The sequence below is a fragment of the Hymenobacter pini genome (assembly GCF_020421205.1).
Taxonomy (GTDB): Bacteria; Bacteroidota; Bacteroidia; order Cytophagales; family Hymenobacteraceae; genus Hymenobacter; species Hymenobacter pini.
Genome location: NZ_JAIZZH010000006.1, coordinates 11,620 through 32,854, shown reverse-complemented (window position 1 = coordinate 32,854; position 21,235 = coordinate 11,620). Strand labels below are relative to the sequence as shown.

Below are 21,235 nucleotides of genomic sequence, written 5' to 3'. Positions count from 1 at the left end.
CGCCCGACACGCCAGTCGTCGGGGTGCCGGGCTTTTTCTTGCAGAGGTAGGCGCTGCACCTTATACTTGATAAGGGGCGCTTACTGCCTCGTCTATTCTTCTGTTAGTATGGAATCCGGTACCGATTCATCCGCAGTTGCTGCTACTCTTACTACCCGCCTCGACGCTTCCCGCCAGGAACTGCTGGATCTGGGCCTGCGCAACCCGCTGCTGAATTTCCGCTTATCGAAAGCCCAGGGCGTGGCGGTAGTGCGCGAAGAATCGGCGCAGGTGCTCGATATTCTGGTGCGTCAGGGTAAAACCATGTACTTCTCCGCCGCGCCGGAGCCGCACTGGAAAAAGAATACCGAAGCTGAAACGGCTGCCGAAGTTCCGGGGCCGGCGCTGGCCTTGGCAACGAAGACGAGTGACGTTGGGTCTGGAGTGGAGCAGGTGCCGGAAGATGAGTTGGTTGACGTTCAGGATGCCGCTGCCGCCGAAGCCCACTCGCCGCTGGAAGACTACCTGGAGGAGCATCCGCCCGCAGCGCTTTCCGAGGCCGAGCAGCAGGCCTTGTTAACCGACAACAGACTGCAAACGGCCGAGCCGCTGGCCAAGCTGGAAACGCGGCTGCTCAATACTTACTACACCGCCCGCACCAGTCTGGAAGAAACCGGCGTCAATATCCTGTACCTGGCGCTCGGCCAGCTCAGCTGGTACGAGGCCGAAAACAGTGCGGAGCCGCGCCAGGCCCCGCTGGTGCTGGTGCCGGTAGTGCTGGAGCGCGGCACCGTGGCCGAGCGATTTAAGCTCACGCACTCCGGGGCCGAGGTGGAAGGCAACCTCAGCCTGCAGGCCCGTTTGAAAGCGGATTTCGGTATCAGCCTGCCCCTGCCCGACCCCGACAACCAGCCCCTGTCGGAGTACTTTGCCGCCGTGCGTGAGGCCCTGGGCGGCCGCCGCCGCTGGGCCGTGGAGGCCAATGCCATTGCGTTGAGCTTTTTCTCGTTCAGCAAGCTGATGCTCTACCGGGACCTGGACCCGGCCACCTGGCCCGCCTCGGCCACCGGTACCTCCACGCTGCTCGACCATCCGGCCATTCGCGCCCTGCTCGACCAGGAAACCGGCTTCGATGACGCCGCGCCAAGCATGAGCGAGCAGGCGTTTCTGGATACCGAAAGCCCGGCCCACGAGCTGCACCAGGTGCTCGACGCCGACTCGTCGCAGCTGCTGGCGCTGCTGGCCGTGCAGGAAGGCCGCAACCTCGTAATTCAGGGGCCACCCGGTACCGGCAAGTCGCAGACCATTGCCAACCTGCTGGCCGAGGCCATCGGGGCGGGGAAAAAGGTGCTGTTCGTGGCCGAGAAAATGGCCGCATTGGAGGTGGTAAAGCGCCGCCTCGACGCGCTGGGCCTGGGCGCCGCCTGCCTGGAGCTGCACAGCAACAAAGCCAACAAGAAAACCCTTCACGACGAGCTGCGCCACACCCTGGCCCTGGGCCGGCCCAGCGCATCCACCGTGCTGGACGAGCAGATAGCCCAGCTACCCCGCTACCGCCAAACCCTCAACGACTACGCCCTGGCCGTAAATGTGCCCATTGGCCGCAGCCGCCGCACGGCCCAGCAAGTGGCCGGCGAGCTGCTGCGCCTGACCGTAGAACGTGGTGCGGTGGAGCTGCCGCGCCTGGCTTTCCCCAACCTGGCCGCCTGGACCGACGCCGACGCGGCCCACGCCGAAGCCCTGGCTGCCCGCCTGCAAGCCACCTTGCAAAAAACCGGCGCGCCCAAATCGTTGCTTTTTTGGGGGAGCGAGCGGACAGTGGTGTTGCCCGCCGACCAGTCCAGCCTCACCGCCCAGTTCACAGCTGCTCAGGCCGCCGTGCAGGCGCTGCAAGCGCAGGCAGAAGCGGTGGCGGCGCAGCTGGGTGTGGCTGCCCCGCCCGACCGGGCCGCCGCCGAGCGGCTCCTGCCCGCCGCCCGCCACGCCCAGCTGGCCCCGCCCTTGGCTGGCGTGGCCGTGGCCGACCCAGCGTGGGTTCAGCAAGCCAGCCGCCTAAACGAAGTTCTGCATGCCGGGACTGCTTACGCGGCGCTGCACCAGCAGCACGACGCCACCTTGCTGCCCGAAGCCTGGAACCAGCCGCTATTCGCGGAGCGTGCCGCCTTGCTCTCCTACGGCAACAAATGGTGGAAATTCCTGAGCGGCGACTACCGCCGCGCCCGGCAGCGCCTGCAAAGCCTGTGGCGTGGCCCCCTGCCCAAGGATGCCGCCGAACTGCTACCCGTTATCGACGCCATCTATGACGCCGCTCGCCACCAGCAAACCCTGACCGAAGCCACCACCTGGGCAGGTGCCCTATTCGGTTCTGCCTGGCAAGGGCTGCGCTCCAACTGGCCGGCATTGACCAAAACGCAGGAATACCTGATCCTGACCCATCAGCGCATCAGCCGCGGCGAATTGCCGAAGGAGCTGCTGACGTATCTGGCTAACAATCAAGCATCGGCCTCCTCTACGACGGGAGATATGCAGCAGGCATTTCACCGGGAACCGGGGGGTGAGGCACACCCGCACAGCCTCGCCGGGGGGGGGGCTTCCCTCGAAACCGCCCTCACGCAGCACCGTGCCGCCCTCCAGGCCGTCGTCGATGCTCTGCAGCTTAACGAGGCCCGCCGCTTTGGGCCTGATGGGCGGTTGCAGTTTCAGTCTTTCGACGCTCAGCAGAAAACCCTGGCCGCCTGGGCGGCCGACGTGCCCGCCCTGCACCTGACGACAGAGTGGAACAACGTGGCCGCCACTGTGCAGCAGGAGCAGCTGCCGGAGCTGTTGCTGCTGGCCGAAAGCTGGCCGCATGCTCCGCACTTCCTGGCGGCCGCAGTGCGCCAAACCTGGCTGGAATACCTCCAGCGCCAGGCCCACGAGCAGCACCCAGCGCTGCGGCAGTTCGAGCGGGCTAGCCACGAGGAGCTGGCCGCCCGCTTCCGCCAAGCCGACCAGGATTCGCTCTACCACAACCGCATCCGGGCGATGCGCCGCCACCACGAGGGGCTGCCGCACGCCCAGGCCGGCGGCCAAATGAGCATCCTCAAAAACGAGTTTGCCAAGAAAACCCGCCACCTGCCCATTCGTCAGCTCATGCAGCGGGCCGGGCGGGTGGTGCAGGCCATCAAGCCGGTGTTTATGATGTCGCCGCTGTCGGTAGCCAGCTTTCTGCCGCCCGGCGCGGTGGAGTTCGACCTGGTGGTGTTCGATGAAGCCTCGCAGGTGAAGCCGGTGGACGCGCTGGGGGCCGTGGCCCGGGGCCGGAAGCTGGTGGTAGTCGGCGACTCCAAGCAGCTGCCGCCCACCTCGTTTTTCGACTCGCTGACCGGCACCGGCGAGGCCGCCGACGAGGAAAACGTGACGGCCGACATCCAGAGCATCCTGGAGCTGTGCAAGGCCCGGCAGATGCCCGAACGGATGCTGCGCTGGCACTACCGCAGCCTGCACCAGTCGCTGATTGCCGCTTCCAACCACCTGTTTTACGAAGACAAGCTGGTGATTTTCCCGAGCCCTGGCGGCCAGGGTCAGTTGGGCCTGGTGTACCATCATCTGCCCGAAACCTACTACGAGCGGGGCACCACGCGTACCAATCCGCAGGAGGCCCGGGCGGTGGCCGAGGCGGTGCTGCATCATGCCCGCACCACGCCCCGGCTCACGCTGGGGGTGGTGGCTTTTAGTACGGTGCAGCGCCAGGCCATTCAGGATGCGCTGGAAGTGTTACGCCGCCAGCACCCCGAAACGGAGGCGTTCTTTGCCGCGCACCGCCACGAGCCTTTCTTTATCAAGAACCTGGAAAATGTGCAGGGCGACGAGCGGGACGTGATTCTCATCAGCATCGGCTACGGCCGTACCAAAGAGGGCTACCTGAGTATGAGCTTCGGACCGCTGAACGGGGAAGGGGGGGAGCGGCGCCTCAACGTGCTGATTACCCGCGCCAAGCAGCGTTGTGAAGTTTTTACCAACCTCACGGCCGACGACCTGGACCTGAGCCGGACCCGCGCCCGGGGCGTGGCCGCGCTGAAAACCTTCCTGAACTTTGCCCAGCACGGCCGCCTCAACCAAAATGAGGAAACCGGCCGCAACATGGATTCACCCTTCGAGGAGGCGGTATACCGCGCCCTCACGGCCCGGGGCTACCAACTGCGCCCACAAATTGGCAGCCAAGGGTTCTACATCGACCTGGCCGTGGTGGACCCCGACCAGCCGGGCCGCTACGTGCTGGGCATTGAGTGCGACGGGGCCATGTACCACTCGGCCCGCTCGGCCCGGGACCGGGACCGGCTGCGTCAGCAAGTGCTGGAGGCCGTAGGCTGGCGCCTGCACCGCATCTGGAGCACCGACTGGTTTCGGGACCCGGCGCGCGAAACCGAACGGGCGGTGCAGGCCATCAAAGAAGCCCGCCGCCTGGCCGCCCTCGACGAGCCCGACGAGGTGGAAGAGGAGCTGCTACCCGAGCCCGCTACGCTGGAGCGCGAAGAACCCGCCGCGCCCGATAGCAACCCGGCGGTGGTACCCTACCAGGTGGCTCAGCTGCCGGCTGCCGTGGGGCACCGCGAGCTGCATCAGCACAGCCTGGGCCAGCTCGCCAACTGGCTCACCCAGATTGTACGCATCGAAAGCCCGATTCATCTGGATGAGGCCACCCGCCGCCTGGCCCAGGCCAGCGGGGCCACGCAGGTAGGAGCCCGTATGCGCAAAACCGGCCGCGACGCGGCCCTGCTGGCTTCCAACCTGCGCCACCTGCGCCAGCAAGGTGATTTTCTGTGGGACAACACTATGCAACAGCCGCCCCTGCGCGACCGAAGCCAACTGCCGGCCATTTCCCGCAAGCTCACCTTCGTGGCACCCGAAGAACTAGCCCTGGCCCTGCGCACGGTGGTGGAGCAGAGTTTTGCCCTGCCCCGGGAAGCCGTGTTTCTGCCCGCTGTGCGCCTGCTGGGCTTCAGTCGCCTCAGCGACGATATGCGGCAGCAGTTGGAACCTGCATTGGTTGGGCTGCTGGAACGTGGAGAAGTGGTGGAGTTGAATGGGGTGCTGCGCCCGGCCTAATTCAGAACAACTCTGCGCTCCTCTGCGAAACTTTCTGCATCCTCTGCGGGAACCCTCACCAGAACAGTATGTCAACTGAAACCATCCTGCTCACCCTGCGCCTGGCCGGCTCCATCCCGGCGCGGGCCGGCCGGGAGCTGCACGCCCGGCGCGTAGCCGCCCAGCAAACCGCCGACTCTCCGGAGGCGCACCGCCGCGCCGCTAAGCAGTTCTTTGCCGGTTTCGACGCCTTGCTGGATGCCCGCACGGTGGGGCCAGTGTACCTGGAACGGGAAAAGCTGGCCGAAATGGTAGCCGGAGAGCTGCTGATGCTGGAGGAACAGGGGCTGCAAGTGCCGTGCTTCGTGCTGCTGCCCAACCACCTGCACGCCATATTGCGCCTGCCGGCCGGCTCGGGCCTTTCGCTCTACAAAGCCGTGGAACTATTGCACCAGCGCACCGCCACCCAGGCCCGCCGCCTGCTGCGCGGCCAACTTCCGCCCGAGGCCGACTTCTGGCAAACCGGCTTCCATGAGCTGCCCGTGCTGGACGCCGAAGAACAGTCCCGCATGCAGAGGTATTTGTTGGCTCATCCGCAGCGCCTGGGTTTGCCCAAGCGGTTCCAGGAATGGCCGTACGTGTTTTTGCGGGGTGAGAGGGTTTTGTTGAAGGTGATGGACTAGAAAGAACGTCATTCCGAGCTTGCGAGGAATCTCGCGTGCTGACGTTGGGATAGTTATTCAACGAAGCGGTAGAGATGCTTCGACTTCGCTCAGCATGACGGATAGGTTGGCAACATCAGTACGCGAGATTCCTCGCAAGCTCGGAATGACGTTCTATCCCATTCCCCAAGTACTACTTCGCCCGGTTGATGATGAACACGCTGAGCAGAATGATGCCCATGCCCAGCAGGTGCCAGCCATTGATAACTTCCCCGTCCAGCACGCCCCAGGCCAGCGCCATAACGGGCACGAGGTAGGTATTGGAGGAAGCAAACAAGGCCGTAGACTGCTGAATGAGCTTATTGAACAGTACCATAGCCACGGCCGTGCTCATAGTGGCCAGCAGGGCAATGTAGCCAAAGGCCGTCCAGGCCCTGGGCACGTGCTGCAGCTTGTACAGAAACTCGGTACCCAGCAGCAGGTACAGCACCGCCGGCCCACCAATGAGCATGAGCAGCAGCGCCGTTACCGCCACCGCCGGAATGCCCTGGAAGTGGTGCTTGATCATGTTGATGCTCACGCCGTAGCCCATGGTAGCCAGCACAATGTAGAGCCCGTACCAGGCGTTGCCCTCCCCGGTGGGCGTAGCCGTGCCCCCGCTGCCACCCACGGCAATGAGCACCACCGTGCCTAGTAGCCCCACCGCAATGCCCGCCAGCCGCAGCCCCGTAATGCGCTGCCCGAAAAACAGGGCGCCCATTAGCAGGGTGAAAGCCACCGTGAGAGCATTGAGCACCCCAGCCAGCCCCGAGGCCATTTTGGTTTCGGCGTAGGCAAACAGGAAGGCTGGTAGCAAGGTGCCAATCACCCCGCTTAGCAGTAGCCACTTAAAGCGGCTGCGCTCCACCTGCCGCACATGGCGCAGGGCGAATGGCAGCAAAATCAAAGCTGCTACTGTTACGCGGGTGGCACCCAGCTCCACCGCCGAAAACACCGCCAGCCCCTTCTTCATCAGAATAAATGATGTGCTCCAGATGGTAGCCAGCAGCACCAGCAGCCCCCAGGCTGAGGCTGGAATGCGGTGGGGCGGGGGCGGCGCTACCGGCGGCGTTTCGGGAGCCGCCGTAACGGCCGGCGCGGGGGTGTCAATGGGCATGCGGGTGGGAGTAAAAAGGGAACCATAAGAACGTCATGCAGAGGCGCAGCCGAAGCATCCTGCCTGCTGATGTTGAGCCAGTAACCCAACAAAGAAACGGGCGAGATGCTTCGGCTGCGCCTCTGCATGACGTGCGACAATCCTTACTGCGCTAGCCTACCAAAACCGGCTCGGCGGCAATGATTTCGTCCATGATGGCGTGGATTTCCGCCGGGTCGTTGCTGTCCACGAGGCGGGTGCGCCACTGCCGGGCCCCTTCCAAGCCGCGGAAGTACTGCGCGTAGTGGCGGCGCATCTCAAAGATGCCGGCCCGCGGGCCCTTCCATTCCAGACTTTTCTCGAAGTGCATGCGGCAGGCCTGCACCCGCTCCTCCACAGTGGGCGGAGCCAGTAGCTCGCCGGTGGCGGCGTAGTGTTTCACCTCCCGGAAAATCCAAGGGTAGCCAATGGCAGCGCGGCCAATCATCACGCCGTCCACGCCGTAGCGGTTTTTGTACTCCACCGCCTTCTGGGGCGAGTCAATGTCGCCGTTGCCGAAGATGGGGATTTTGATGCGGGGGTTGTTCTTGATGCGGCCAATCATCTCCCAGTCAGCCTCGCCCTTGTACATCTGCACGCGGGTGCGGCCGTGTACCGTGAGGGCTTCAATGCCAATGTCCTGCAGGCGCTCGGCCACGTCCTCCACGTTCTTGGTGGAGTCGTCCCAGCCCAAACGGGTTTTTACCGTTACGGGCAGGTGGGTGTTGCGCACCACGGCGGCCGTCATTTCCACCATCTTCGGGATGTCGCGCAGCAGGGCCGCGCCGGCGCCCCGGCAGGCCACCTGCTTCACGGGGCAGCCGTAGTTGATGTCGATGAGGTCGGGTCCGGCTTCGGTGCTGATGCGGGCACACTCGCCCATCGTCTCCACGTCGGAGCCGAACAGCTGGATGCCGATGGGCCGCTCGTAGTCGAACACGTCTAGCTTCTGCCGGCTTTTGGCGGCGGCCCGGATGAGGCCTTCCGAGGAAATGAACTCGGTGTACATCAAATCGGCCCCACCCTGCTTGCACACGGCCCGGAACGGCGGGTCCGACACGTCCTCCATGGGCGCGAGTAAGAGCGGAAAATCGGGCAGGGCAATGTTGCGGATGTGTACCACGGCAGGCTATTCTAGTATTTTGCGCAAATTTACGACAATAGGATTTAGTGCTTGGTGCGTTGTGCCTGGTGCTTAGGCTATTCAGCGGCAGGGTGTGCGCATGCGCCCCTACTGCTAAGCACTATAATCCAGGCACTAAGCCCAAAACGCAATGAAAGGTTTCGTTTCCAGTCGATTACACCCGATAGCAAATCTGGGGTTGCTGGCCGTGCTGCTGCTGGCTACGTTCTGCGTGGCCAGCTTCCTGGTAATGGTATGCAACTACCTGTTTTTCGGGGTGGGCATGCAGGATCTGGGCAACATCACCCAGCGCCCCGCCGACTACCCCAACGGCTGGGGAGTATCCATGATGAGTCAGGGCGTGCTGCTGTTTGGGGGCCTGGGTGGGGCCGCGCTGGCGCTGGCCGCCCTCACCGGCAACCGGTTGAAGGAGTATTTCGCCCCCCGTCGCCCGGTGCCGGCCAACTGGCTGCTGGTGGCAGCGGTGCTCATCATTGTGAGTTTGCCGGCCATGTCGGTGCTGATTGCCTGGAACGCCAAGGCCCACTTGCCGGCTGCCCTGAGCGGCTGGGAGGAGGCGGCTCGCGAAATGGAAGACCGGGCCCAGAAAATTACCCGCTACCTCACCCAGTTCTCTACGCCGCTGCGGTTTGTGGTGGCCTTGCTGGTTATTGCCGTGGTGCCGGCCATCAGCGAGGAGCTGTTTTTCCGGGGCGTAGTACAGCGCAATTTGGTGCAGTGGGCCGGGCGGCACGTGGGCGTGTGGTTGGCAGCGGCCCTGTTTAGTGCCATTCACTTCCAGTTTTTTGGCTTCGTACCGCGCTTTGTGCTGGGGCTGGTGCTGGGCTACTTATATGAGTGGAGCGGCAACATTCTGGTGCCTATGGCCGCGCACTTTACCCAAAACGCCTTTCAATTGGTGCTCCTGTACGTGCAGCAGCGGGAGTGGACGGCCTCCGAGTTTGACCCCGATTCCACCGAGGCATTGCCCTGGTACTGGGTGCTGACCTCGCTGCTGCTGTGCGCCTTGCTGCTGCGCTACCTCTACCAGCAAACCCAAACGCCCCGCCTCACCGATTTGCCCACCGAAATGCACACGCTCGGCAGCCGAGGCGTAGCCGTGCATCAGCCCGAGGCTACCATTCCGGCCGCCCGTACCCTCAGCCACGACGGCGTAGACGCCACCCGCGCCAATTAACGGCTGTATTTTTCTTTCGCTTTCCTTTTACCCTCCCTTGACTACCTCTCCCGCCCCCGCGCCCGCCACCACCGAGCCCCCCGCTGATAAGCCCGGTATGTCCAACTTGTCCCAGCGCATCATTTTCGGGCTGATTGGGGCCGCGCTGCTGCTGGGCAGCGTGTGGTACAGCGCCTGGACGTTTGCCCTCTTCTTCGGGGCCGTACAGATGCGTATGCTGTGGGAGTTCTACCGCATGATGCGGCAGGCTGGGTATAAGCCCGCTGCCTTGTTGGGTGGGGGAATTAGCGCGCTGATTTTTGCCGGTGTACTGGGCGTGGTTGTAGTGAACAACGTTTCCGATTCCATCGGTCACGGTATGCATGTCATAGTAGGTGATGCCCGTTCGGCCGGCATCATACTGATGGGCATCCTGCTACTGCTGCCCACCATCCTCATCCTGCGGGAAATGATGGCCTGGCCTCGCGAGAATAAAGAACTGTCGCCCTTTGCCAACGTGGGGGTAGCCCTGCTGGGACTACTGTACGTGAGCTTGCCGATGAGCCTATTGAGCGTAGTGGCTTTTACCAATACGGGGTACGACTACCGCCGCATCTTCGCGCTGCTGCTGCTGGTGTGGTCCTCGGATATTGGGGCGTATGCGGCGGGCAAAACCTTTGGCAAGCACAAGCTGGCCCCTAAAATCTCGCCCGGCAAAACCTGGGAAGGTGCCGTGGGCGGCTTCCTGCTCACACTGGGTATGGGCTGGGCCCTGGGCTACCTGCTGCCCGAACTCTCCCTAACCTACCGACTGGTAGCGGCCGGGGTAGTTGCCGTGTTCGGCCCGCTCGGTGATTTGGCCGAGTCCATGCTCAAGCGCAGCGTGGGCGTGAAGGACTCCGGCCGCATCATGCCCGGCCACGGCGGCCTGCTCGACCGGTTCGATGCCTTCCTGTTTATCCTGCCGGTGCTGGCCTTGCTGCAACTGCTGCTGAGCTAGAGTCGAGCGTACGCAACTACCACTACATCAACGGGCAGCTTCTAACGGGGGCGGCCCGTTTTATTTCAAGAAAAGTTGTCGCCGAAAACTGTGCGAAATGGCAGGATTTTCGCGCAAACAATACGAACCGCCCCAATATTTCGTAGGGAAAGTATCAGCCCCGCTAATACCGAAAGGTAGGCCGATTCAAGGCCCCGCGCGTATGCCACAAACCGCTTACCTTTGACCACCCAAAAAGTTCCGCGCGCGGCCCGGTTGCCCACCAGCTGAGTTGCCGTAGTTTATTTCTCACCCACCCCAAACCCTTACCCCGTATGGCTGCCACCACGGTGTACAAAGAACCGGCTCCCCGCGTGGATGCCGAGAATCCCCTGGAATCGATGATGTCGCGCTTCAACGTGGCCACCGAAATCCTGGGTCTAGACGAAGAAACCTACGACGTACTGAAAGCCCCTGACAAGCAGGTTATCGTGCACATTCCCGTGACGATGGACAATGGCAAAGTGCGCGTGTTTGAGGGCTACCGCGTGGTGCACAACACCATTCTGGGCCCCTCGAAAGGCGGTATCCGCTACGATAAAAACGTGCACCTCGATGAGGTGAAGGCCCTGGCCGCCTGGATGACCTGGAAGTGCGCCGTGGTGGATATTCCCTACGGCGGTGCCAAAGGCGGTATCATCTGCGACCCGACCAAGATGAGCGCCGGCGAAATTGAGCGTCTCACCCGGGGCTACACGCTGGCCATGAAGGATGTGTTCGGACCCGACCGGGACATTCCGGCTCCCGACATGGGTACCGGCCCCCGCGAAATGGCCTGGCTGATGGATGAATTCAGCAAAACGGTAGGCGCTACTTCGCCGGCCGTGGTAACCGGCAAACCCCTGGTAATGGGTGGCTCGCTGGGCCGCACTGAGGCTACCGGCCGCGGTGTAATGGTATCGGCGCTGGCTGCCATGAAGAAGCTGGGCATGGACCCCGCCCAAACCTCGGCTGCCGTGCAAGGCTTCGGCAACGTGGGCTCCTGGGCCGCCAAGCTGCTGAGCGAACAGGGCGTGAAAATCAAGTGCGTATCCGACGTGTCGGGCGCGTACTGGAATGAGAACGGCATCAACATCGACGAAGCCGTAGCCTACAAAAATGCCCACAGCGGCCGTCTGGACGGGTTCACCGGTGCCACCCTCATGGACAACGCCGACGACCTGCTGACCTCCAATGTGGACCTGCTTGTGCCTGCCGCCGTGGAAGACGTAATTACCGAGCACAACGCCCACGCCATTAAGGCCAAGCTGATTGTGGAAGGTGCCAACGGCCCCACTTCGGCCTCCGCCGACCCTATCATCAATGAGAAGGGCATTATGGTAGTGCCCGATATCCTGGCCAACTCGGGCGGGGTAACGGTATCCTACTTCGAGTGGGTGCAGAACCGCCAAGGCTTCAAGTGGAGCGAGGACATGGTAACCGAGCGCGCCGACCGTATTATGACTGACGCCTTCGAGAAAGTGTACGCTACCAGCCAGAAGTACAACATTCCGATGCGTATTGCGGCCTACGTAGTAGCCATTGATAAAGTAGCCCAGACGTACAAGTTCCGCGGCGGCTTCTAATACCAGGAGTGAGGATGGAGTAGCTTGGAGAAAGTATCGGCGTTTGCCGCTAGCTCCTGCATTCTGTCTCCTAACTCCTCCTTATATTTGCTTTTGAATAGCCCGGGCCGGTGGCTCGGGCTATCTTTATGCCTGCTGTGCCCGCTGGGTAAAGGGGCAAGCGCAGAAACAGGCGGGCACTTTTATTCTCAGAAAGTCGTCTGAATCAGCGAAATCAACGTAATCAGCGCAAATCTGCGATACATGAAGATCCACAAAGAAGGACGACGAATTCTGTTCTTTACCCTGCTGGCCCTGCTGGCCGTGAACCTGCTCCTGTTTCGTTACAACGCTGAAAACGGCGGTTTCAACAAGGTTTTCGCCGGTGTTTCCGTCATCGTATTCCTCACGCTGCTGCAGTTTTTCCGCAGCCCGGCCCGCCGCCTGTTTACTCATGAGGACCTAGTAATTGCCCCCGCCGATGGTAAAGTGGTGGTAATTGAGGACGTGCACGAGCCGGAGTATTTCGACGACCAGCGCAAGCAGATCAGCATTTTCATGTCGCCGATTAACGTGCACATCACGCGCAATCCTATTTCGGGTATTGTGCGCTACTTCAAGTATCATCCCGGCAACTACCTGGTGGCTTGGCACCCCAAAAGCAGCACCAAAAACGAGCGTACCACCGTGGTAGTGGAGTCGGAAGCCGGCCCGTTCGTGCTGTTCCGTCAGATTGCCGGCGCTATGGCCCGCCGCATTGTGTGGTATGTGAACGAGGGCGACGAGGTAAGCCAAGGCGAGGAGTTCGGCTTCATCAAGTTCGGCTCCCGCGTGGATATTTTCGTGCCGGTGGATACCGAGGTAAAAGTGCAGATTGGAGAGAAGGTGAAAGGTGGGCAAACGGTTATTGCCCAGCTTAAAACCAGCGCCCCCAGCCTCTTCTAGTCAAAGGAACAAGCAGGCTAACCGGATTCCAGGAATTTGGTTCTACCAATAACGCAGCACGGCCGCTCCAACATTTGGAGCGGCCGTGCTGCGTTATTGGTAGAACCGTAAGAAGGCTCCAGAAAGTGGCTTTCAATGGAAAGCTAGCTGTATCAGCAACCTACCACAGTGAGCAATGGGCATTAGCCGGCAGTTTCCGGTGCTTCCTCTGATAACCGGTAGTGCAGCAGTATCATACCATCGGGCCAGGCTTGGTTGCGCAGCAGGTGCAGGGGCTGGGCATGGTCTTGGTGGCGCCACAGCGGAATACCCGCCCCCAGCACCCGCGGTACCACAAACAGCATGAGCTCATCAACTAGCCCCGCGGCCAGCAAGGGCGAGGCCAGCGTACTACCTCCAATCAGCCAGATGGTGCCACCGGGCTGCTGGCGCAGCTCCTGCACAAAGCGCGTGGAGTCGTCGGTAATGAACTGTACCGAAGGGTGCGCGGCCTCGTAGGGTGGGCGGCGGGTGAACACGTAGTTGGTGAGGGTGGGGTAAGGCCACTCGCCGAAGGTAGTAATCTGCTCGTAGGTGGCGCGGCCCAGTAGGGTAGCGTCGGCGGAGGCCAGAAAGTCGGCATACCCGTAATCTTCGCCCGGTGGGGGCGTGGGCAACCATTCCACTGAGCCATCGGGTGAGGCAATGTACCCGTCGAGGCTGGTGGCAATGTAGAGAACAACTTTACGCATGAACGTGGGTGGGATGGTTGGGAGGTGAGAAAGAACAGAGCGTAGCAATGGCTGGTAGGCCATAAGGTTGCTGCATACGGGAGCCTGCCCGGTACCGAACGGGCGTTGACATCAGACAGCAGCAAGAAAGCGGGTGGGTGCGCAGATAACTGGCTGAACAATAGCCAGTATCTGCGGCTGTAAAATACAACATCTTTCTGCCCTGCAAAGCCTCTTGGCTCAGGAATGCCGGGAAAAAATGCGGCCGTACCTTTGACTCAGCCAGCCGGCTCAACCTTGCCGCCGCCGGGCTGTTGCGTACCATTACTCCTTGCTTTTTCCAATATGGCCGAAGAACTGCACCTCGATACTACCCTCAGCAAAGCCGAACAATACCGCCAACTGCTACCCCAGATTGACGCCCTCACCACTGGTGAGCCGGACTTGGTGGCCAACCTCGCGAATACCGTGGCCGCTCTACGGCAAGCCTTTGGGTTTTTCTGGGTGGGTTTTTACCTGGTGAAGGGCGACGAGCTGGTGCTGGGCCCGTTCCAAGGACCCATTGCTTGCACCCGCATCCGGCGGGGTAAGGGCGTGTGCGGCAGCAGTTGGGCCCAGGCCGCCACGCTGCTGGTGCCTGATGTAGAGCAGTTTCCTGGGCACATTGCCTGCAGCTCGGAATCGAAATCAGAAATAGTGGTGCCCATTCTCAAAGATGGACAAGTGGTGGCCGTACTCGATGTAGACAGTGACCAACTCAACGACTTCGACCACGACGACCAGCAGGCCCTGGAGCAGCTGATGCCGCTGGTGGCCTCCTGGTTTTAGCGCTGCTTAAACACTACCTGTTTTTTTCGGTCTGCTGGAAGCTTGTACGCTGCTGGCAGGCCGGGCAACGGATATTAAATACCTCCCTGCTCCCTGGGCCAGCCTGCGTGGCCCAGGGAGCAGGGAGGTAAGGATTATAGAGTTGTCAAACTCAGCTGAGTTGTGCGGTCAGTGCCCCCGTCAGCTACACCAGCATCTTGTCCCAGTGGAGCGGCTTGGCCGTAACGGCCGACAGTAATACCAGCCCTACACCAGTCAGGCCGTGCTGTATCTGTGCTGTGCAGCCCTGGTAAAAACCGGTTGCAAGCTCCTGATGGACGTGGTGTTGCAGCCGATGAAGCCAGAACGCGTAGCCTTTCTGGTACGCCGGCTGGCCACTGATGGCGCTAAGCTTGAGGTAGAGGTAGGCTACCCCGGCGGCACCCTGATAAAATTGAGCAGTGGTAACCTGAGTTGATTGCATGCTGACACGTAGCAGCGTGTTGAGACCTACTAACTCGGCCACGTTGGCTAGTTCCGCGTCCTGCAAAAACTGGTGGGCTTCATACAGCAGCAATGACTGGCCTATGTCGCCTCGGGGCCAGCTTATTTCGTCGCTGAAGATGGCCTTTCCACTACCGGCTTCCAGCCAATCGGGGAATACGGAATAGCGCTGGTCCAGAAAATCCACTTCCCGCTTGACACCTAGCAGCAGCCGGATACCGTACCGCACGTACTGCTGAATCGGCTGGCTGGTAACGCCGGCCTTATGAATATGGAGCAGCACCAATAGTTTGGCGGCCAGACCATCATCCAGGCCCAGTGGTAGTCTCGGCGCATGGGGCTCCGCTGACAGCCAGGGCCGGGTAAGCGTAGTTTGCCTGGCCAACAGGTACTCAAGGTGAGCGGTGGCAGCCGGTGCCGGCAGCCGCAGATAAAAATAACGAAGAACGTGCACGATAGAGCCGGTATGCGCGTCTGATGGCTGAGTCAGCAGTTGATCGGCGGCGGCAAATATCTGCCTGTCCAGTTGCTCCAGTACCACTTCTGCCTCGGGTAGTGCCAGGTTGGTGGCTATAAGCTGCGCATGCAGCCACGCCACTTGGCATACGTGTGCCAAATGGCCAGGCGTGCAGGGTTTAATAATCTGCGCAAGTGCTTGACTAAAAAGGTGCTGCGCTAAGGCTGCATCGGCGGGTTGCCCAAAAACCTGGTAGGTGCAGAAATAGTATATGGCGGCCCCCGTCAGCTCCTCCGTTGTTAATAAAGCATCGAGGGTAGTAGCAATGGTATAATGAACGTGTTGCCAGGTTTCAGCAGGTGCATATGTAGCAGGCGGTGCAGGTGTGAAATCGGGCCGATGCTCGCCCGATGATGCGGTGTGGAAGTGATGGAGCCCGGTCATTCTCGTGGTGAATAAGGATACCTCTGTGAATGCTCAAAACACGGTACGCTCAGATAAGCAAATACCCGGCGGCAAGTGCCACCGGGTATTCAACTAGTAGCTTGTACATACTGCGCCGCGGCCGGAGCGGGCGGGCGCTGCTAGAAGCTAAAGTCGGGCCCGATGATGCTGGAAACCGTCGTTTGAATAACGGACGTGCTGCCGAAGCTGTCGGCGGAGCCGGGCTTGGTGAAGCGCACCACGATGGTTTTGTTGAGCTTGAATTTGGCGGACGTGTTGAGGTTTTTCATAGCGTTTGGGTTGGTAAGAAGTGAGTGGAACGATGCGCAGCAGCTCTAGCGGCCTTGCTTGAAACAAACGTAACCCACGCCCAGCCTCAACCAAAAACTATTACACCAACGCCCTGTTGCCCGGTACCAAACGGGGCTTTCTGCACTAAACTTGGGTGCCTGGGCGGAGTATGCTGGCTTGCTGCCGGCAACTCTTCTACATTCGTTGCATGCAATTCCGCTTCAAGCGCTCCTCCTATTTGCCGCATGTGCTGGTTTGGCTGGGCTTTGCCCTGTACGAGCAGTCGGTGTTCTTCTTTACCGATGCTTCCCAGATTACCATACTGCCGCTGATTCTAAACTATGGGTTGAACATAGCCTTGTTCTACACCAACAGCAACGTGCTGCTGCCCAAGCTGTACGGCCGGCGGCAGTACACCGGGTATGCCGCCGCGGCCGTGTTGCTGCTGGCGCTTTACGGGTTGCTGCGCGCCGAGCTGTATACCACCTGGCTACCAGCTGTGGGATACCCGGTTACGGGTCCGGCGTATTCCTATGGGCGCTTTTGGGTGCTGGCGGTGTACCGGGGCATGTTTTTTCAGCTGGTGAGTACCGGGTATTGGTTTGCCCTGAATGCGGTGCGCCTGGAAAAGCAGCGCCGCCAGCAGGAGGAGCAGCTGCGGGCTACCGAGAAAAGCCTGCTGGAGGCCAATATTGCCTTCCTCAAAAGCCAGATTAACCCGCATTTCCTGTTCAATTCACTCAATTTTCTGTACGCCCAGGTGTACCCACACTCCGAAAATGCGGCCAAAGCCATTCTGCTGCTTTCGGAAACCATGCGCTACGCCCTGCACGAAGACAACAACGGCAAGGTGATGCTGAGCCAGGAAGTCAAGCACCTGCAGAATTATATTGCCATCAACCAGCTGCGCTACAACAACCAGCTCCAGATTGACTTTGTCATAAGCGGAAACGTGCAGTTTCTGATGATTTTGCCCCTGGTGCTCATCACCTTTGTGGAAAACTGCTTTAAGCACGGCGAGCTGGCCGACGCACAAAATCCGCTGGTTATTCGCCTGACCACGGTACAGAACCAGCTTACCTTTCAGACGCGCAACAAGAAGCGGCTGGGCCCCAAAGAGCGGAGCACGGGAATCGGTTTAGTAAACACCCGGCAACGCCTGGAAATGCTCTACAAAGACCGGTATACGCTGCTGATAAATGATGAGCCAGATTACTATACTTGTACCCTGAACATCGAGCTATAATCCATGATTTCCTGCCTGATAGTGGATGATGAACAAGGTGCCATTGACATTTTGCGCACCTTTATTGAGAAAACGCCCTTTCTCACGCTGGTGGGCAGCAGCACCAACCCCGTAGAGGCGCTGAGCCTACTGCAACGGCAGCCCGTGGACCTGCTGTTTCTGGATATTCATATGCCGCAGCTGTCGGGGCTGGATTTCATGCGCCTTATTCAGGGCAAAACCAAGGTTATTCTGACCACAGCCTACAGCGAGTTTGCCGTGGAAGGCTTCGAGCTGGAGGCCCTGGATTACCTGCTGAAACCCATTGCCTTCGAGCGGTTTCTGAAAGCCGCGCAGAAAGCCCTGAACACATCTATTGAGCCCTCTGCCCGCTGGCAACCCGCCGAAAAGCCCGACGACTACATTTTTGTGAAGACGGAAAGCAAAGGCAAGATGACGAAGGTGAACTTCGATGAGATTGTATACGTGGAAGGGATGAAGAATTACCTGGCCATCCACACGGCGGAGGAGCGCATCGTCACGCTGCTCAATATCAAAGATCTGGAAGACCGGCTGCCACCCAAAAACTTCATGCGGGTGCACAAAAGCTACGTCGTATCCATGGATAAAATTAAAGCGCTGGATGGTAACCAGATCATGTTCAAGGATATGAAAGCCTACGTGCCGCTGGGCGACACTTACCGGAACGCGTTTTTTGAGGCACTCCAGGAAAAAGTAATGGGCGGCAAAAAATAGCCGCCCATTACTTTTTCCTGGAGTGTTACAGTGGTACCTGCTCCTGTTTCTGCTGCCGGGCCAGGCACGATTGATAGTGCCGGAACAGGAAGTCGTACAGCACGAGCTCGTGCAGGCGGGCTTCGGCGGGTAGCAGCCGGTTCAGGAGCATATGCAGGTAGCTGGCCAGCAGCTGGTCTTTGGCTATTTCCAGGCCGCCCTGCTGCTCCAGTTCCGTAATGCGGGCCGCAATAGCCAACAATTCGGCTGGCAGTGGCAGGGCGGAGTTGGTTACGGAACTGATGGCTTGCTGTACCAGCGGCCGGGCACTGCGGTATTTATCATCGAGCTGCAGCTTCAGCGCCTTGGTGTTGCCGAACTCCCGCGCAAATGATTCCTTGAGGCGTTTCGTCAGGATAAGTTTGCGCGGCAGCGAATAGTTGAAGGCGGTGAGCAGCTCCTCGATGGCACTGAGCCCCCACGGCCACAGCTCTCCAGGGGCTTCTTCCTCGGCGGCTTGTGCCATGCGGGCCAATAGAGCGTCGGTCTGGTAGCAGAACAGCTGCTCGGTGGCTTCGATGCTGCGAGAGCCGTACCGCTCCAGCTCCCGGCGGTACGTGTCCGTCTGGAGCTTCCAGACGGATTGGGTGGCTATAAAAGGAGCCAGATACTCGCTCACCAAGCGCACCACCTCTCCAATGCGGCCCGGCTCAGGCAGGTGCCAGCGCACCCGCAGGTGCATATCGGGGTCAGAATACCGCACAAAAAACCAGTTGTCAATCAGCCCCTGCTCGCGGAGCTCCGCAGTTAGTGGGGCAAGGGCCTCCAGCAATACCCGGTCGGCTACCAGCTGACCGCAGTATAGCTTGTAATACAGCCACTCAGAGCCCAGCGAAAAGCTCCGGATGACGGCAATCGGCGCTTCGGCTGTCAGCGGGGCGCCGGCCGCAAAATAGCAGGGCGTCTGGCGCACAAGCAGGGCAATGCACTGCGGTACAAACGGCTGGCCGGCTATGTCCCGAACCGGGCTGGCGGCGGGGTCAAACAGAAATTCCTTGAGCTTACTGGATGCGCGGCCACGCACGGCCGATAACCAAACGCTCACCAGTAGCTGATTTTCGAGGTCAATGAGTAACTCGTTGTCGCCATCGGCCAGGGTGAAGAAGCGCGGGAGCTGCCACTGATGCCGGAAAGCCGCCAGTTGGTGCGGTAACTCAGCCGGGCTGGCTGCCAGCAGGTCGTGCAAATCGGCTTGGGTGAATTGCCAGGTGGCCGGAGCCAGCACCACCGCGCCGCAGCTCAGGCGTGGCAGAAAGGTAGCGGAGCCGGCCACTGCCTGCCAGCTGAACCCCAGACTGGGCTGTACGCCCTGCGTTTGCAGGTCGCACAGAAACTGGTACACGGGTAGCATGTCGCCGGCAAAATTGTGCGCCGTGCTCAGGCGCGGCACAATTACCTGGTTGCGGCGTCGGCAGCGCAGCACCAGTTGGCCCGCCCGCACCGATAAGGTTAGGTCTTGCACCCGCACCTGCGCATCGGGCGGCAAGGTTGATTGGGCCAGGTAGGGAATTTCCAGCGCCCGGAAGTGGGGTCTTTGCAGCAGGTTGCCGGTGCGGCTGGCCGGAAGATGGCATATTTCGGCAAATGCCACGTCGGGGTTATGTGCCTGCTCCTGGCGGGTTATATCCTGGATAAGGCTTTGCACGGCCGGCTGCGCGTGGGCAAAGCGCCCCAGCAGGTTGACGGCGCTGGAGCCACCCACGCTTTCCAGAAGTAGCTGGCTGGCACCGGTTGGCCGGAACAGCAGTGGCACGGAAGGCGGCAGGGAGCGGGTTTCGGGTTCGAAGCCCTGACTGCGCAGCTCAGCCAGGCTAATCTCCACGGTATACTGGCGGTGGCGCTCCGCGGCCTGCAGGCGCTGCCGCATATAGTGCTGGGTACGGTTGTGCGCGGGCGTCCGGTGGTGTCCGGGTTCTTCTAGCACCAAGTCGTGCACCAACTCCGAGAAACGGCTCTTGCCGTAGCTGGAATACGACAGGCCACTTTCGTTATCGAGGGCCTCCAGCAGCGGTACTTCCTGCTCCTCGTAGCGGTCCTGAAACCGGCGCATAAAGTCGGCGAGGCGCGGGTTTTCGGCGCTGGGCGTCAGGTAAGTCAGCACCTCCAGGGCCTCCAGCAAGTGGGCCTGGTGGGCAACATCCAGCGTAGGCGTGGTTGCCTCGGCCAGCCCACACACAGCGTCCGTTTGGAATAGCTTGCCTGCTTCCACGGGTACGCCCAACGGCTGCAGGCTGTCGGCAATGCGCTGGTAGGCGCTGGCCGAATTCATGGGAGCCGCATCCAGCGCCACAAGCTGCTGGTGCACGTGTGCCAGAGTTTGTGCTACCGCTTGCAGGGCCGGCTCCGGATGCTGGGTAGCGAGCTGTTGCAGTACCTGCCGGATATGCTGAAAATACTCGTCGCCAGTAACGGTAGGCTCCAGCTCACTCACTAGCAGCTGAGCCTCCACTAGCGCCTCCACAAAGGCAGCCGCTTCGGGTTGGTCGGCTTCATCCTCCACCAGAGTGGCGGCCAACTGTAGAATGGTGGCCCCCTCGCGGGCGGCGCTCAGCACTTGTGCCAACGCTTCGGAGGCCCCTACCGCGCTGATTTGGTGCACGCGCGTGGTGGGGGTGTGTATGTACTCAACGTAGCGAATCTCCTGCCCGGCCTGATAAAGGCTGGTAGAGGGCCAATAGCGCAGGTGAGGCCGAACGGTCGGATGCGCCGCCAGATGCTGAGCTAGGGCGCAGAGGTAATGCATATCCAGGCGCGTGTGGCGGCCGTTACGGGCCGTGTTCAACTGAATGTGGCTGTGGGCGCCCCATTTCACCAACGTACAGCTCGCAAACAGCCCGAACGGCGTACAGCGGCTGCTGCGCCGCATGAAGTAGCGGGTTAGCGTGCTCTGCAAGCGTTCCAACTTGCGCGGTTCCGTCAGCTCGCCCAAGCGCCATTTCTCGCACTCCTCCAGCAAGGAAGGTGAGGCCAGGTAGATGGCCTCCCGAAACTGCTCGTCGTGCAGGGCGGCTTGGATGGTGGCAGCATCAACAGCTAAGGTAAAAGGAGCGGCCGGCGTGCGTAATACTACATGCGGATGAAACTGGTAGGCGTGGGCCATACAACCGGGTTACTGGATTTACTGGGGTGGATAACACTAGGCACTAACTGCGGTAATTCCGCGTAATCCGGCAGTATGCTTCACGAAGTAGCTGCTGACCATCAGATTATTCCCCTACGATATAGAAAATAACCAGCAAACCAAAACCGGTAGCCCGTCCGGCGCTCCTCCTGAAAGAGAAGTGCCAAACGG

The 21,235-nt window shown here is 60.7% G+C and carries 15 protein-coding genes; 9 read left to right on the top strand and 6 right to left on the bottom strand.

Features of this window, described 5'->3' with window-relative positions; all coding sequences use genetic code 11:
* The first annotated feature begins 108 nt into the window (after positions 1-108).
* Positions 109-5,067 carry a DUF3320 domain-containing protein gene (locus LF252_RS19795; RefSeq protein ID WP_226271329.1) on the top strand — a complete coding sequence of 1,653 codons (4,959 nt, stop codon included), beginning with the start codon at positions 109-111 and terminating at the stop codon, positions 5,065-5,067.
* A 68-nt stretch (positions 5,068-5,135) separates the two neighbouring features.
* Positions 5,136-5,729, top strand: a complete 594-nt coding sequence (locus LF252_RS19790) for a hypothetical protein (protein WP_226271328.1) — start codon at positions 5,136-5,138, stop codon at positions 5,727-5,729.
* Positions 5,730-5,901: 172 nt separating this feature from the next.
* Here the strand turns inward: LF252_RS19790 and LF252_RS19785 are convergent, their stop codons facing one another.
* Together LF252_RS19785 and dusB are read right to left on the bottom strand one after the other, a co-directional pair.
* The gene (locus tag LF252_RS19785; protein ID WP_226271327.1) at positions 5,902-6,864 is read right to left on the bottom strand and encodes a DMT family transporter; all 963 of its coding nucleotides are present in this window, start codon (positions 6,862-6,864) and stop codon (positions 5,902-5,904) included.
* Positions 6,865-7,015: 151 nt separating this feature from the next.
* Positions 7,016-8,005 (bottom strand): tRNA dihydrouridine synthase DusB, encoded by a 990-nt coding sequence (gene dusB / locus LF252_RS19780; RefSeq protein WP_226271326.1) that lies wholly within the window; start codon positions 8,003-8,005, stop codon positions 7,016-7,018.
* Between the two features lie 151 nt (positions 8,006-8,156).
* Between dusB and LF252_RS19775 the strand changes: the two genes are divergently transcribed.
* The 4 genes from LF252_RS19775 to LF252_RS19760 all read left to right on the top strand — a co-directional run bounded on the left by LF252_RS19775 (position 8,157) and on the right by LF252_RS19760 (position 12,710).
* Positions 8,157-9,203, top strand: coding sequence for a CPBP family intramembrane glutamic endopeptidase (locus LF252_RS19775; protein WP_226271325.1), 1,047 nt, complete (start codon positions 8,157-8,159; stop codon positions 9,201-9,203).
* A 37-nt stretch (positions 9,204-9,240) separates the two neighbouring features.
* On the top strand, positions 9,241-10,182 hold the full coding sequence (locus LF252_RS19770; protein ID WP_226271324.1) for a phosphatidate cytidylyltransferase: 942 nt from the start codon (positions 9,241-9,243) through the stop codon (positions 10,180-10,182).
* Between the two features lie 314 nt (positions 10,183-10,496).
* Entirely contained in the window at positions 10,497-11,786 is a 1,290-nt protein-coding gene (locus LF252_RS19765) for a Glu/Leu/Phe/Val family dehydrogenase (RefSeq protein WP_226271323.1), read from the top strand.
* A 243-nt stretch (positions 11,787-12,029) separates the two neighbouring features.
* A complete protein-coding gene (locus LF252_RS19760) occupies positions 12,030-12,710 on the top strand; it encodes a phosphatidylserine decarboxylase family protein (protein WP_226271322.1) in 681 nt (226 codons plus the stop codon).
* A 182-nt stretch (positions 12,711-12,892) separates the two neighbouring features.
* On the opposite strand, the gene LF252_RS19755 is transcribed toward LF252_RS19760, so the two are convergent.
* Positions 12,893-13,441, bottom strand: coding sequence for a dihydrofolate reductase family protein (locus LF252_RS19755; RefSeq protein ID WP_226271321.1), 549 nt, complete (start codon positions 13,439-13,441; stop codon positions 12,893-12,895).
* Positions 13,442-13,765: 324 nt separating this feature from the next.
* On the opposite strand from LF252_RS19755, the gene LF252_RS19750 reads away from it, so the two are divergent.
* Positions 13,766-14,248 (top strand): GAF domain-containing protein, encoded by a 483-nt coding sequence (locus LF252_RS19750; RefSeq protein ID WP_226271320.1) that lies wholly within the window; start codon positions 13,766-13,768, stop codon positions 14,246-14,248.
* A gap of 184 nt (positions 14,249-14,432) precedes the next feature.
* Here LF252_RS19750 and LF252_RS19745 read toward each other — a convergent pair whose 3' ends face one another.
* Both LF252_RS19745 and LF252_RS19740 read right to left on the bottom strand, forming a co-directional pair.
* A complete protein-coding gene (locus LF252_RS19745) occupies positions 14,433-15,632 on the bottom strand; it encodes a glycoside hydrolase family protein (RefSeq protein ID WP_226271319.1) in 1,200 nt (399 codons plus the stop codon).
* Between the two features lie 140 nt (positions 15,633-15,772).
* The gene (locus LF252_RS19740; protein ID WP_226271318.1) at positions 15,773-15,922 is read right to left on the bottom strand and encodes a hypothetical protein; all 150 of its coding nucleotides are present in this window, start codon (positions 15,920-15,922) and stop codon (positions 15,773-15,775) included.
* A 209-nt stretch (positions 15,923-16,131) separates the two neighbouring features.
* On the opposite strand from LF252_RS19740, the gene LF252_RS19735 reads away from it, so the two are divergent.
* Both LF252_RS19735 and LF252_RS19730 read left to right on the top strand, forming a co-directional pair.
* A complete protein-coding gene (locus tag LF252_RS19735; protein WP_226271317.1) occupies positions 16,132-17,169 on the top strand; it encodes a sensor histidine kinase in 1,038 nt (345 codons plus the stop codon).
* A 3-nt stretch (positions 17,170-17,172) separates the two neighbouring features.
* Entirely contained in the window at positions 17,173-17,904 is a 732-nt protein-coding gene (locus tag LF252_RS19730; protein WP_226271316.1) for a LytR/AlgR family response regulator transcription factor, read from the top strand.
* 25 nt (positions 17,905-17,929) lie between these two features.
* On the opposite strand, the gene LF252_RS19725 is transcribed toward LF252_RS19730, so the two are convergent.
* Positions 17,930-21,043: a lantibiotic dehydratase gene (locus LF252_RS19725; RefSeq protein WP_226271315.1), complete on the bottom strand. Its 3,114-nt coding sequence runs from the start codon at positions 21,041-21,043 to the stop codon at positions 17,930-17,932.
* Positions 21,044-21,235: the final 192 nt, after the last annotated feature.

What these genes read in the sequence shown, in the direction of transcription:
- LF252_RS19795 (WP_226271329.1), top strand. Translation starts at nt 109, where the DNA reads ATGGAATCCGGTACCGATTCATCCGCAGTTGCTGCTACTCTTACTACC.
- LF252_RS19790 (WP_226271328.1), top strand. Translation starts at nt 5,136, where the DNA reads ATGTCAACTGAAACCATCCTGCTCACCCTGCGCCTGGCCGGCTCCATC.
- LF252_RS19785 (WP_226271327.1), bottom strand. Translation starts at nt 6,864, where the DNA reads ATGCCCATTGACACCCCCGCGCCGGCCGTTACGGCGGCTCCCGAAACG.
- LF252_RS19775 (WP_226271325.1), top strand. Translation starts at nt 8,157, where the DNA reads ATGAAAGGTTTCGTTTCCAGTCGATTACACCCGATAGCAAATCTGGGG.
- LF252_RS19765 (WP_226271323.1), top strand. Translation starts at nt 10,497, where the DNA reads ATGGCTGCCACCACGGTGTACAAAGAACCGGCTCCCCGCGTGGATGCC.
- LF252_RS19760 (WP_226271322.1), top strand. Translation starts at nt 12,030, where the DNA reads ATGAAGATCCACAAAGAAGGACGACGAATTCTGTTCTTTACCCTGCTG.
- LF252_RS19755 (WP_226271321.1), bottom strand. Translation starts at nt 13,441, where the DNA reads ATGCGTAAAGTTGTTCTCTACATTGCCACCAGCCTCGACGGGTACATT.
- LF252_RS19750 (WP_226271320.1), top strand. Translation starts at nt 13,766, where the DNA reads ATGGCCGAAGAACTGCACCTCGATACTACCCTCAGCAAAGCCGAACAA.
- LF252_RS19745 (WP_226271319.1), bottom strand. Translation starts at nt 15,632, where the DNA reads ATGACCGGGCTCCATCACTTCCACACCGCATCATCGGGCGAGCATCGG.
- LF252_RS19740 (WP_226271318.1), bottom strand. Translation starts at nt 15,922, where the DNA reads ATGAAAAACCTCAACACGTCCGCCAAATTCAAGCTCAACAAAACCATC.
- LF252_RS19735 (WP_226271317.1), top strand. Translation starts at nt 16,132, where the DNA reads ATGCAATTCCGCTTCAAGCGCTCCTCCTATTTGCCGCATGTGCTGGTT.
- LF252_RS19730 (WP_226271316.1), top strand. Translation starts at nt 17,173, where the DNA reads ATGATTTCCTGCCTGATAGTGGATGATGAACAAGGTGCCATTGACATT.
- LF252_RS19725 (WP_226271315.1), bottom strand. Translation starts at nt 21,043, where the DNA reads ATGGCCCACGCCTACCAGTTTCATCCGCATGTAGTATTACGCACGCCG.